This is a genomic window from Streptomyces sp. MK7, from assembly GCF_032658145.1.
GTDB classification, from domain to species: Bacteria; Actinomycetota; Actinomycetes; order Streptomycetales; family Streptomycetaceae; genus Streptomyces; species Streptomyces spiralis.
The window spans coordinates 51821-64136 of record NZ_JAVACL010000035.1 but is presented as its reverse complement, the minus strand read 5'-3'; the positions used below and the strand labels follow the sequence as shown (position 1 = coordinate 64136).

Here is a 12316-nt window from a genome sequence, read left to right as displayed (position 1 = left end):
AGAATGACGCAGCAGAGCCGCACACCCCTGGCTGCGCGTGGTCCCGGCCGCCGCAGAGTCGTCGGCAGCGTGCTCGCGATCGGCGGGGCCGCCCTGGCCGCGCCGGCCCTCACCGCCTGCGGAGGGGGCGCCGGGTCCGACCCCAAGACGGTCACCTTCGGCTCCAACGGCGCCGACGCCACGCCCAAGTCCGCCTACGCGGCGGTGACCCAGGCGTTCACCAAGGACTCCGGCCTGAAGGTCAAGACGAACACCGTCGATCACGACACCTTCCAGAAGTCCATCACCAGCTACCTCCAGGGCACCCCGGACGACGTCTTCACCTGGTTCGCCGGCTACCGCATGCAGTACTTCGCCAAGAAGCGGCTGTGCTCCCCGATCGACGACGTCTGGGAGAAGATCGGCGGCAACTTCAGCGAGGCGACCAAGCAACTGTCCCGCGGCGAGGACGGCAAGTACTACTTCGTGCCGCTGTACAACTACCCGTGGGCGGTGTTCTACCGCAAGAGCCTCTTCCAGGAGCGGGGCTACCGGATCCCGCAGAAGTGGGACGAGTTCGTCGCCCTGGCACGGCGGATGAAGCGGGACGGACTGTCTCCCATCGCCTCCGGCTACGGCGGCGGCGACAGCTGGTCCGTCCTCGGCGCCTTCGACTACCTGAACCTGCGCGCCAACGGCTATGACTTCCATACGCAGCTGATGCGCGGTCAGGTCTCCTGGACGGACAGGCGTACTGCCCGCATCCTCGACCTCTGGCGCGAGCTGACCCCCTACTACCAGAGCGGCGCCGGCGGCCGCTCCTGGCAGGACGCGGCGCAGTCCCTGATCGACAAGAAGTCCGGCATGGCCGTCATCGGTCTCTTCGTCGGCCAGCAGATCACCGATGAGAAGATACGCGCCGACATCGACTTCTTCCCCTTCCCCGAGATCGACGCCACCCACGGTCAGGACGCCGTCGAGGCGCCCACCGACGGTTTCATGCTCAGCCGCAGGCCCAAGAACGAGGACGGCGCGAAGAAGTTCCTCGAGTTCCTGGGCAGCGCCCGGGCCGAGCAGCAGTACATGGGCGTCGATCCGAGCAACCTCGCCGTCAACGAGCAGGCGAGCACGTCCTCGTACAACGCTCTGCAGAAGAAGTCCGCCGAACTCATCGCGTCTGCCAAGCACATCAGCCAGTTCGCGGACCGCGACAGCGACCCCGGCTTCGTCTCCACCGTCGTCCTGCCCGGACTGACCCAGTGGCTCGGCCACCCGGACGACGGCGCCGACACACTGAAGAAGATCGAATCGCAGCGCGCGCGATTCTTCACGGCCTGACCCGGACCGGAAAGGCCCTCACCGTGTCCCCTCCACCCACCGCGCCCCACCGGCCCGGCCGCCTGAGCACAGGTGACCGCCTGTTCCTGGCGGCCCTCATCGGCATTCCGGTCCTCGCGCTGCTGGTCTTCGTGTGGCTGCCCGCACTCGCCTCCGTGGGCCTGTCCTTCACCACCTGGGACGGCATCGACCTCACAGACATCCACTGGACCGGGTTCGACAACTACCACCAGATCTTCACCAACTACCCGCCGTTCTGGCCGGCGGTGCGGCACAACGTCGTCTGGTTGCTGTTCACGGCACTGCTGCCCACCCCGTTCGGCATCTTCCTTGCCTACCAGCTCGACAAGAAGATCCGCTTCACCAGGATCTACCAGACCGCGATCTTCCTGCCCATGGTGCTCTCCCTGGCGGTCGTCGGATTCATCTGGGAGATCATCTACAACCCGGACACCGGACTGCTGAACAGCGTGCTCGGGGCAGCCGGCACCCCCCACCACATCGACTGGCTCGGAAACCCCGACCTCAACCTGTGGGCCGTCCTGATCGCCTCCGCCTGGCGGCACACCGGCTACATCATGATCCTCTACCTGGCCGGCCTGAAGAGCTTCGACCCGGCCCTGAAGGAGGCGGCCTCGCTCGACGGGGCCAACGGCCGCCAGACCTTCCTCCGCGTCATCTTCCCGGCACTGAAACCGGTCAACGTCATCATCCTGGTGGTGACGGTGATGGAGTCCCTGCGCGCCTTCGACATCGTCTACGTCCTCGGCGGCGGCGTCGGCAGCAAACCGGGCATGGAACTGCTGTCCCTGCTGATCACGGACAACATCATCGGCGAGTCCAGCCACATCGGCTACGGATCCGCGCTCGCCGTCGTCCTCCTCCTGGTCTCCCTCGCCGCGATCGGCACGTTCCTCGTCCAGACCTTCCGCAAGGAGGACCAGTGACCACGACCGCGGTGCGGCCGCCCACCGGGACGCCGTCGGCACGCCGGTCCGTACGTGACGGCCCCGCACGTCCGAGGCGCGGCACCGGCCGCCACATCCTGCTCGCCGGCGTCTCCCTGCTGTGGCTGATCCCGCTCCTGTGGGCCGTCTACACCTCCTTGAGGTCGTACGGGGACACCGCGAAGAACGGCTACTTCTCCTGGCCGCGCGGCATCAGCCTGGAGAACTACTCCGACGCCTGGACGCAGTCCGGCATGCCGCACTTCTTCCTCAACTCCCTCCTCATCGCCATTCCCTCCGTGCTGGGCACCCTGCTGTTCTCCGCGGCGGTAGCCTTCTTCGTCTCCCGCTTCGACTTCCGTTTCAACATCGCGCTGCTGATGCTGTTCACCGCGGGCAACCTGCTGCCCGCGCAGGTCCTCATCACCCCGCTGTACCGGCTGTACCTGCTGACCCCGCTCCCGGAGTGGATGAGCGACTCGCTGCTGCTGTACAACTCCGCCTGGGGCATCATTGTCGTCCATATCGCCTACCAGTGCGGCTTTTGCACCTTCGTCCTCAGCAACTACATGAAGACGATCCCCAAGGAGATCTCGGAGGCCGCGGTCGTCGACGGTGCCCAGGTGTGGCGCCAGTTCTTCCAGATCATCCTGCCGCTGTGCCGCCCGGCCTTCGCCGCCCTGGCGACGCTGGAGTCGATCTGGATCTACAACGACTTCTTCTGGCCGCTCACCCTCATCGAGACGGGTGACAAGCGCCCCATCACCTCCGCGCTGGCCAACCTCCAGGGCCAGTACTTCACCAACCCCAACCTGATCGCGGCCGGCGCCCTCATGACCGCGATCCCCACCCTGCTGGTGTACTTCGCGCTCCAGCGCCAGTTCATCAGCGGCCTCACCATCGGCTCGGGCAAGGGCTGAGCCCCCTCGTTCGCCCCCACCGAAACCATCCCAGGAGGTCCGACCCATGCGGTCATCCTCGTACTCCGTCATGCCCGCACGCGCCCTGAGAGCCCTGGTGGTCCTGGCCCTCGCCGCGGGCACGGCCGCCGCCGCCCCCGCGGTCCGTGCCCAGACCGCCACCCCGGCCCAGGCCCAGGACTCCACGCAGAGCACCGCCGTCGCCGCCAAGCCGTACATGGGCTGGTCGAGCTGGAGCATGCAGTCCTCGAAATACCCAGGCCTGAACCCGGACGGCGACTACAGCTACCTCACAGAGGCCAACGTCCTCAAGCAGACCGACGCACTCGCCGCCAAACTGAAGAAGTACGGCTACGAGTACATCAACATCGACGCGGGCTGGTGGCGCGACAAGACCTGGAGGCCCGAGTTCGACTCGTACGCACGACAGCAGGCCGACCCCGCCCGCTTCCCCCGCGGCATGAAAGCGGTCGCCGACGACGTCCACGCCAAGGGCCTCAAGGCCGGCATCTACCTGCCCGTCGGCCTGGAGAAGGAGGCGTACGGCGACGGCAGGACGCCGATCTGGAACGCCGACGGCTGCACCACCGCCGACATCGTCTACGGCGACCTGCGCACCACCAACGGATGGGACAGCTCCTACAAGCTCGACTTCTCCAAGCCCTGCACACAGAAGTACGTGGACTCCCAGGCCCAGCTGCTGGCCGGCTGGGGCTACGACTTCCTCAAGCTCGACGGCGTCGGCCCCGGCTCCGGCAAGAGCGGCGACCAGTACGACAACGTTGCCGACGTCGCCGCCTGGCGCAAGGCCATAGCGGCCACCGGCCGTCCCATCCACCTCGAGGTCTCCTGGTCCCTTGACTACGGGCATGTCGCCGACTGGAAGAAGTACTCCAACGGCTGGCGCATCGACACCGACGTCGAGTGCTACTGCAACACTCTCGTCAGCTGGGAGAACTCCGTCGACGACCGCTTCGACGACGCCCCCGCATGGACCCGGCACGCCGGCCCCGGCGGCTGGAACGACCTCGACTCCCTCGACATCGGCAACGGCGAGATGGATGGCCTGACCAAGGCCGAGCGGCAGACCTACGCCACCCTCTGGGCCATCGCCAAGTCCCCGCTGTACACCGGCGACGACCTCACCAAGCTGGACTCCTACGGCCTGTCCCTGCTCACCAACACCGAGGTCATCGCCGTCAACCAGGGCGGCACCCCACCCGCCGCGCCCGTCACCGCAGCCGACCCGCAGCAGGTGTGGGCCGCGATGAACCCCGACGGCACCTACACCGTCGCCCTGTTCAACCTCGCCGACAAGCCCGCCTCGGTGACCGCGCACTGGTCCACCCTCGGCTTCACCGGCAAGGCCAAGCTCCGCGACCTGTGGAACCACGAGAACCTCGGCACCTACACCGACAAGGTCACCCAGGCCCTCCCCGCCCACGGATCCCGCCTCTTCAGGGTCACCCCCGACGGCCGACCCCTCACCTGGTCCGGCATCGAGGCCGAGGCCACCACAAACACCCTCTCGGGCAACGCCTCCGTCGCCGACTGCCCGGCCTGCTCCGGCGGCAAGAAGGTCGGCAACCTCTACCAGGGCGGCAGACTGACCATCGACGACGTCCACGTCGACAAGGCCGGCACCTACCAGATCAAGGTCGCCTACGTCAGCGGTGACGCCCGATCGGCCAACGTCTCGGCCAACGGTGGGGGCGCCGTCAGCCACAAGTTCCCCTCCACCGGCGACTGGGCGACCGTCAACACCGTCCATGTCCCCGTGACCCTCAAGGCCGGTGCCAACACCATCACCTTCGACAGCGGTTCCGGCTACGCGCCGGACATCGACCGGATCGACGTACCGAAGTCCTCCTGACATCCGCGGGGGCCGGCCCGAGGGCCGGGCCCCCGCTCAGACTTCTGGAGCCGAGCCATGAACCCCCAACCGACCGACCCCAGCAGAAGAACCGTGCTGTCGCTCGCCGCGACGGCCGGCCTGACCACGGCGCTGGGCGGCCTGCCCGAGTTCACCGCCTCCGCCGCGCCCCGGCGCCCCACCGCCTCACCCCTGCCCACCTCCCCACGCGACCAGCTCTGGTGGCAGGCGCCCGGCGACGAGCACTCCCTGATCGAGCAGGGGCTGCCCGTCGGCAACGGCCGCCTCGGCGCCCTCGCGAGCAACGACCCCGGCCGCGAGCTGCTGCTGATCACCGACGCCACGATGTGGACCGGCGGCCTCAACGACACCCTCGACGCCGACGGCCAGTTCCCCTACGGGCGCGCCGACTTCGGGTCCTTCACCCTGCTCGCCCGGCTCGCGGTGGACATACCCGAGCACGACCTGTCCGCCGTCAACGGCTACCGCCGCACCCTCGACCTCGCCCAGGGCCTGGTCACCAGCACCTACGTCCACTCCGGCGTCACCTACCGGCGCGAGATCTTCGCCAGCCGCCCCGACGACGCGATCGTCCTGCACTTCACCCAGAGCGGCGGTGGCCGCTACACCGGCACCGTCACCCTGGAGGGCACGCACGGCGAGAAGCCCACGAGCGCCGAGTCCTTCGGAGCCGTCCTCCCCAACGGCCTGCGCTACGGTGCGGCGATCAAGGCCTACGGCAGCGGCGGCCGGGTCCGTGTCAACGGCCCGCACATCGAGTTCACCGGCTGCACCGACCTCACGGTGGTCCTCAGCGGCGGAACGAACTACACGACCGACGCCGGCACCCACTACCGCGATCCCTCCCTCGACCCCGAGGGGCTCGCCCGCCACAAGGCGGCCGCCGCCGCGCGGCACTCCGCCGACGTGCTGCTGCCCACTCACGTCGCCGACTACCGGCGCCTGTACGAGCAGCTCGGTCTCACGCTCGGCACGTCCACCGACGCGCAGCGCTCGCTGGACACCTGGGAGCGCCTGCGGGCACGGGCCCGCGACGGCGTACCCGACCCGGAACTCGAAGCGGCCTACCTCCAGTACGGCCGCTACCTGATGATCTCCGGCTCACGCGGCAGCCTTCCCCTCGGTCTGCAGGGCCTGTGGCTGGACGGCAACGACCCGGACTGGATGGGCGACTACCACACCGACATCAACATCCAGATGAACTACTGGATGGCCGACCGGACGGGCCTGTCCGGATGCTTCGACGCCTTCACCGACTACTGCCTCGCCCAGCTGCCCTCCTGGACCGACCTGACCCACCGCCTGTTCAACGACCCGCGCAACCGCTACCGCAACTCCACCGGCAGGGTCGCGGGCTGGACGGTCGCGATCTCCACCAACCCCTGGGGCGGAGGCGGCTGGTGGTGGCACCCCGCCGGCAACGCCTGGCTGAGCAACAGCCTGTACGAGCACTACGAGTACACCCAGTCGCGTCAGTATCTGGCCAGGATCTACCCGCTGCTGAAGGGCGCCTGCGAGTTCTGGGAAGCCAGGCTGCTGCCCACCACCCTGCCGGGCACCTCACGCGAGGTACTCATCGCCGACAGCGACTGGTCGCCCGAACACGGCCCGCTGGACGCCAAGGGCATCACCTACGCCCAGGAACAGGTATGGGCGCTCTTCGGCAACTACGCGGACGCCGCAGCCGTGTTGCTGAGGGACGCCGACTACGCGCAGACCATCGCCGGTCTGCGCGACAAGCTGTACCTGCCGCAGGTGAGCCCCAAGTCGGGTTGGCTGGAGGAGTGGATGTCGCCGGACAACCTCGGCGAGACCACCCACCGCCACCTGTCCCCGCTCGCCGGCCTCTTTCCCGGCGACCGCATCCGCCCGGACGGCTCCACCCCGAAGGACATCGTCGACGGCGCCACCGCGTTGCTCACCGCCCGCGGAACGGAGAGCTTCGGCTGGGCGAACGCATGGCGGGCCCTGTGCTGGGCCCGGCTGAAGAACGCCGACAAGGCGTACCAGCTGGTCACCAACAACCTCCGCCCCTCCACCGACGGCAGCAACGGCACCGCCTTCAACCTCTTCGACATCTACCAGGTCGAGCAGGGTCGCGGGATCTTCCAGATCGACGCCAACCTCGGCACACCGGCGGCGATGATCGAGATGCTGGTGTACTCCCGCCCCGGGCATATCCAGCTCCTCCCGGCGCTGCCCGACGCCTGGGCCGCGTCCGGCTCCCTCGACGGCGTGCCGGTGCGCGGCGGGTTCGTCATGGACCTGCGATGGCGGAAGGGCACACCGACGGAGGTACGGCTGCGCAGCGTCGGCGGCCGTGCCACCACTGTGGTGTTCGGCGGGGTGTCGCGGACGGTGAGGCTGGCGCCGGGCGAGTCGGTCACGCTGAAGGGGTTCACCCGATGAGGCCCCGCCGGAGCCGGGTGCCCTTCCTGGTCGCTCTTGCGGTCGCCGCCCTGTCCGTACCGGCCGCCCCCGCGACGGCCCGGACCGCACCCACCGGGAACGAGGTCATCACCTGGGGAGCCAGTGCCGACCGCTTGGGGGAGGGCGTGCCGGACCGCGGATACCGGCTCGTGGTCCACACCAGCGTCGGTGGCGGCGACCTGCGCATCCGGCTCTCCAACGCCTTCGGGGACCGGCCCGTGACGTTCGACAGCGTCTACGCGGGCGTCCAGGCGGCCGGCGCCGAGCTGGTGCGCGGCACCAACCGGAGGCTGACCTTCGGCGGAGCGCGATCCGCCACCGTGCCGGCCGGTGCGACTGTCTCCAGCGACCCGCTGCCGGGCCGGGTGCCCGCCGAGACCAACCTGGTGATCAGCGTGCACAGTCCCGACGCGGCGGGTCCGGCCACCGGGCACGGCATGGCCATGCAGACGTCGTACACGTCCCAGGGCGACCACACCGCGCAGGAGAGCGCGGAGAACTGGGGCAGCACCATCGGCTCCTGGTTCTACCTGGACGCGGTGACCATCCGGGCATCCTTCGGCACAGGAGCCGTGGTGGCGCTCGGCGACTCCATCACCGACGGCTGGCAGTCCAGCACGGACCTCAACCGCCGCTGGCCGGACTACCTCGCCCGCCGGCTGCAGAAGTCCGGCACCACGACGGTGAAGGGGGTGGCCAACGAGGGCATCTCCGGCAACAAGGTGCTGGCGGACGGTGCCGGCCAGAGCGCACTGAACCGGCTCGACCGGGACGTGCTGTCCCACCCCGGCGTGCGCACGGTGTTCGTCTTCGAGGGTGTCAACGACATCAAGGCCCACACCGGCGTGACCTCCCAGGACATGATCGCCGGGTACCGGAAGATCATCGAACGCGCCCACGCGGCCGGAAAGTGCGTCGTGGGTGCCACCGTCGGGCCCTTCAAGGGCTGGTCGGAATGGGACCCGGCGGCGGAGGCCCTGCGCCAGGAGGTGAACGCGTTCGTCAGGGACAGCGGAGCCTTCGACGCGGTCACCGACTTCGACCGCGTGCTGCGCAGCCCGTACGACCACGAACGCATCCTGCCGTTCTTCGACAACGGCGACCACCTGCACCCCAACGACAAGGGCATGCAGGCCATGGCCGACGCCGTGGACCTCACAGGCGTCGACTGCGCATCCGGGCCCAGCTGAGCCGCCCGGCCCGGCCCCGCCATGCCATGCCATGCCAGACGGTCCCGTAACCCCGCGTCCTGCGCGGGCTACGGGCAGCGTCGCAGGAGAGGCCGGAGGATGGGGACCACCCCGTTGATGCGGGTGCGGATTGCCGGGACTTCCGTGGTCGCCCCGGAGCGGGGTCTGTCAGCCGACAGTGGATCTTCAAGCAGGAAGTGACACCTGATGACAGACATGACCGTGTCGGCCGAGGCCGCGGAGGACGTGCAGTCGACGGGGCTGATTCGGTGCTGCTGGCGGTGTCTGAGCCGGCCACCAACGCGTTGTGACATGCCGGCGGGTGACTGGGTTCGGACAAGGGCTGGGGTGGCTGGAACCACCGCCGCCACCGATGGCGCGGGACGGATTCTGCCACCTCCGCGGCCGGCCCCGCCGCATCGTCACCATCATCCGCGAATGCCGCCGTGCCGTCCAGGCTCTTCTTGCGGAAGGCCGCCCACTGCGCGACATCAGCTCCGACCTGGACCTCGACTCCTACACGGTCCGCGCCGTCACGCGCGGACCGTGAACGTCGACGAGCCGCTGGTCATTCAATCAGCGCTGACGGTGGCCGACGGGCTTTGCCGACTCAGACGGCCGCCCCGCTGCGCTCCCACAGACGGACCAGCCCGCTTACTGCCCCGTCGATGTCGAGGGCGCACTCGTACAGCTCCTGCCGTGGCCTGGCCCAGGGATCCGCGATGTCGTCCTCGGCCGGCGGGACCGGTGAGGCGACCCCCCGGCGGGCGGCCGCGGCCGCGACCACGGCGGCGAAACCGCCGGCGGCTCCCGGTCCCTCCCCGTCGGCGAGCCGTAGGAACTCCTTCAGCGTGAAACAGCGTCGCATGGCCGACGGCGCGAGCCGCACGGCCGCCTCCCGGTGCTCGCGTGCGAGCCCGAGGACCAGCGAAGCGCCTGCCACGAGCTGCGCCGTGAGGGGGCGCGAGGTGAAGCCGGAGCCGTCCCCGCCAAGCTCCTCCAACACCGCCCTGGTGGCCTCCTCCATACGGGAGCGGTGCCATGCCTCCGTACCGGCGCTCTCCGGTACCAAGGCCGAATCGAGTGGAAGCCTCGCCGCCAGTAGCCGCTCAGCGAGCACGGAGCGGTGCACATTGCCCGTGCAGACGAACAGGATCCGGCTCACTTCTCGCCTGTCCCACGGGCCCCGGGCGTGGCCGCCTTTTCCTCGGGCGCCGACGCGCGCGGCGCGGGCAGCTCCCCGTACTGGCCGTAGCCGTATACGCCGTAGCGGCCGTAGCGGCTGCCCTTGGGAACCGGAGCCATGCTCAACACGGTGCCAAGGACACGGACGCCCACCCGCCCCAGCGAGTCCGCGGCGGTGCGCACCTGGTCGCGACTGGTCTTCGCGGCCCGTACGACGAGCAGCGTCCCCTGGGCGAGCGAGGCGAGCCCGATGGTGTCGGCGACCGGCAGCAACGGTGCGGTGTCCACAATCACGACCTCGTACGTGTCCGCCAGGTCCCGCAGCACCTCCTTCATGCGTGCGGAGGCGAGCAGCTCCGTCGGATTCGGCGGTACGGCACCGCTGGCGAGCACCGAGAGGCCGCCCGCGACCTGCTGCATCACGTCCTCGATACGAGCCTGCCCGATGAGCACCGTGGTCAGACCCGCGTCCTTGACGAGGCCGAAGGTCGCCGCCACGCACGGGCGGCGCAGGTCGCCGTCCACCAGACAGGTGGAAACACCGGCCTCGGCGAGCGAGAGGGCGAGGTTGACCGCGGTGTTGGTCTTGCCCTCATTGGGCACCGAGCTGGTCACCACGATGATCCGCGGCGGGTCGTCGACCTGCGAGAACTGCAGGTTCGTGCGCAGCTTGCGGAAGGCCTCGGCGCGCTTGGAGTGTGCGTCGGTGCCGACCAGCGGCCGCCTGGGGGCGTTTTTGTCGTAAGGAATGGTGCCGAGGGTGGGCAGCGCGGTGTACTCGCCGAGCGTCTCGCTCGCCTTGAAGGTGGTGTCGAGCGTCTCGCGCAGAACGACCACGCCGGCTCCGAGCAGCAGGCCGCCGAAAGCGCCCGCTGCCAGGTTCAGCAGCGGACGGGGCGAGACCGGATCGGTGGGGGCGACGGCCTCCTGGGTGACGCCCAGGGAGACCGGTGAGACGGGCGTGTCGCCGCTCGTACGGCTCTTCTTGGACCGCTTGGCGTCAGCCGGTCGCTTGGGCGTCTCCAGCCGCTCGACGACCGAACTGAACTGCTGGGCAACGGCGTTGGCGATGCGCGCAGCGCGTTTGGGCGCGGTGTCGCGGACGGTGATGTCGATGAGCACGGTGTTGAGCGGGGCCGCGGCGGTGATCTGGGATGCGAGCTGCTCCGGTGTGATGCGCAGGCCCAGCTGCTTCACCACGGGCGCAGTTACCTGACGACTCGTCACTACTTCTGCGTACGACTGCACTCGTGCCTGAGAGAAGCTCTGACCCTGGGCCAGCTGGGCGGAGTCTTCCCCGGTGTGGGTGGCGACGAAGAGCTGCGTCCTCGCCTCGTAGGCGGGGGTGCTCAAGCTCGTCACGGCAAGCGCCGCCCCGACCGCGAGAACCAGGCAGACCGCGACGGTCGGCCAGCGTCTGGCAAGAGCCTTCAGGAATCCGTGGAGGTCCAAGCTGTATCCCTCATAGAACCGAGAGAACCATCCAAAACGGGATGTTCTGTTCCCTGTGTACGCGGTCGACCATAGGGGCTCACACGCTTCGGCCGGGGTAGCCACCCTCGTGGCGGGCCGTCGAACGACACCGGCGGCGCACCCCACCCCGCCTCGCGCGGAGGTGGTCGCAACGGGGTGTCAGGGCGCGGACGCTGCACCATCCGGTGGCTTCTGGCCGCAGCCACGCCCACCGATGCCAGAATGTCGCATTTATTCCAGTTATGTAGGTATTCCATGTACTTGGATCTTGATGGCGGGCCACGTTACAGCTGACCGGTACTGGAGCCGAGGAGAGTGAAGAAGATGAGGACATCGACTAGACGACGGGGTGCCCTGGCATCGGCAGCATCAGCTGCCGTGCTCATGGCCGTACCGCTCATGGGGGCTCAGACCGCCTACGCGCAGTCTGAGTGCACGGCGTACCCCGCCAGCGTGTGTCTCACTGTCAGCCCGGTCACGGTGACCGCCGGAGGCACGCTGACCTTCAGCGCGTCAGGCTTCGAAAACGGGCAGACGGTCACCGCTGTGGTGGCATCGCGCGAGATCGTCCTGGGCCGGTTCACCGCCGACGCGACGGGAACCCTGACAGAGAAGACCGTGACCATCCCCTCACGCATCACGGCGGGGTACCACACCTTCAAACTGATCGCCCGCAACCCGAGTCGGGAGCTCACCGCCCGCATCAAGGTGCTGCGTGACGAGGACGGTGATTCTCACCACCACGGACACAGCGGTGGGGGCCACGGACACTACGCGTCCGACTCCCATGGCGGATCGGGCGAGCAGGGCAGCCACCACCAGCAGCCCCCGTCCCTTGCGCAGACCGGCAGTGAGAAGGCCATGGCACTGGTCGGCGCTGCCGGGGCACTGGTCGTAATGGGCGCCGGCACGGTGGTGGCCGCGCGCCGTCGCCGCAGTTCATGACGGAGCAAGACATCC

Annotated in this window: 10 protein-coding genes; 8 read left to right on the top strand and 2 right to left on the bottom strand. The window is 68.9% G+C overall.

The features are described 5' to 3' along the window. Window positions 1–3 precede the first annotated feature (3 nt). The 7 genes from R2S09_RS29795 (at window position 4) to R2S09_RS29765 (ending at window position 9248) form a co-directional block, all read left to right on the top strand. Window positions 4–1317 carry an ABC transporter substrate-binding protein gene (locus tag R2S09_RS29795; protein ID WP_316744397.1) on the top strand — a complete coding sequence of 438 codons (1314 nt, stop codon included), beginning with the start codon at window positions 4–6 and terminating at the stop codon, window positions 1315–1317. 23 nt (window positions 1318–1340) lie between these two features. Continuing rightward, window positions 1341–2264 carry a sugar ABC transporter permease gene (locus tag R2S09_RS29790; protein WP_316744396.1) on the top strand — a complete coding sequence of 308 codons (924 nt, stop codon included), beginning with the start codon at window positions 1341–1343 and terminating at the stop codon, window positions 2262–2264. After that, window positions 2261–3184 carry a carbohydrate ABC transporter permease gene (locus tag R2S09_RS29785; RefSeq protein ID WP_399144967.1) on the top strand — a complete coding sequence of 308 codons (924 nt, stop codon included), beginning with the start codon at window positions 2261–2263 and terminating at the stop codon, window positions 3182–3184. Before R2S09_RS29790 ends, R2S09_RS29785 begins: the two co-directional genes overlap by 4 nt. Before the next feature lie 46 nt (window positions 3185–3230). Then, the gene (locus R2S09_RS29780) at window positions 3231–5057 is read left to right on the top strand and encodes a CBM35 domain-containing protein (protein WP_316744394.1); all 1827 of its coding nucleotides are present in this window, start codon (window positions 3231–3233) and stop codon (window positions 5055–5057) included. A gap of 57 nt (window positions 5058–5114) precedes the next feature. Then, window positions 5115–7487 carry a glycosyl hydrolase family 95 catalytic domain-containing protein gene (locus R2S09_RS29775; protein ID WP_316744392.1) on the top strand — a complete coding sequence of 791 codons (2373 nt, stop codon included), beginning with the start codon at window positions 5115–5117 and terminating at the stop codon, window positions 7485–7487. After that, window positions 7484–8698, top strand: a complete 1215-nt coding sequence (locus tag R2S09_RS29770; protein WP_316744390.1) for an SGNH/GDSL hydrolase family protein — start codon at window positions 7484–7486, stop codon at window positions 8696–8698. Before R2S09_RS29775 ends, R2S09_RS29770 begins: the two co-directional genes overlap by 4 nt. A 373-nt stretch (window positions 8699–9071) precedes the next feature. Next, window positions 9072–9248: a hypothetical protein gene (locus R2S09_RS29765; RefSeq protein WP_316744388.1), complete on the top strand. Its 177-nt coding sequence runs from the start codon at window positions 9072–9074 to the stop codon at window positions 9246–9248. A gap of 60 nt (window positions 9249–9308) precedes the next feature. Here R2S09_RS29765 and R2S09_RS29760 read toward each other — a convergent pair whose 3' ends face one another. Further along, window positions 9309–9863, bottom strand: coding sequence for a low molecular weight phosphatase family protein (locus tag R2S09_RS29760; RefSeq protein WP_316744387.1), 555 nt, complete (start codon window positions 9861–9863; stop codon window positions 9309–9311). Continuing rightward, a complete protein-coding gene (locus tag R2S09_RS29755; protein ID WP_316744385.1) occupies window positions 9860–11440 on the bottom strand; it encodes a polysaccharide biosynthesis tyrosine autokinase in 1581 nt (526 codons plus the stop codon). The genes R2S09_RS29760 and R2S09_RS29755 overlap by 4 nt, the downstream gene beginning before the upstream one ends. 369 nt (window positions 11441–11809) lie before the next feature. Between R2S09_RS29755 and R2S09_RS29750 the strand changes: the two genes are divergently transcribed. Beyond that, on the top strand, window positions 11810–12301 hold the full coding sequence (locus R2S09_RS29750) for an LPXTG cell wall anchor domain-containing protein (RefSeq protein ID WP_316744382.1): 492 nt from the start codon (window positions 11810–11812) through the stop codon (window positions 12299–12301). Window positions 12302–12316: the final 15 nt, after the last annotated feature.

Bases quoted from the DNA above. Each gene is read 5' to 3' on its own strand.
- R2S09_RS29795 (WP_316744397.1), top strand. From the start codon at position 4: ATGACGCAGCAGAGCCGCACACCCCTGGCTGCGCGTGGTCCCGGCCGC.
- R2S09_RS29780 (WP_316744394.1), top strand. From the start codon at position 3,231: ATGCGGTCATCCTCGTACTCCGTCATGCCCGCACGCGCCCTGAGAGCC.
- R2S09_RS29775 (WP_316744392.1), top strand. From the start codon at position 5,115: ATGAACCCCCAACCGACCGACCCCAGCAGAAGAACCGTGCTGTCGCTC.
- R2S09_RS29770 (WP_316744390.1), top strand. From the start codon at position 7,484: ATGAGGCCCCGCCGGAGCCGGGTGCCCTTCCTGGTCGCTCTTGCGGTC.
- R2S09_RS29765 (WP_316744388.1), top strand. From the start codon at position 9,072: ATGGCGCGGGACGGATTCTGCCACCTCCGCGGCCGGCCCCGCCGCATC.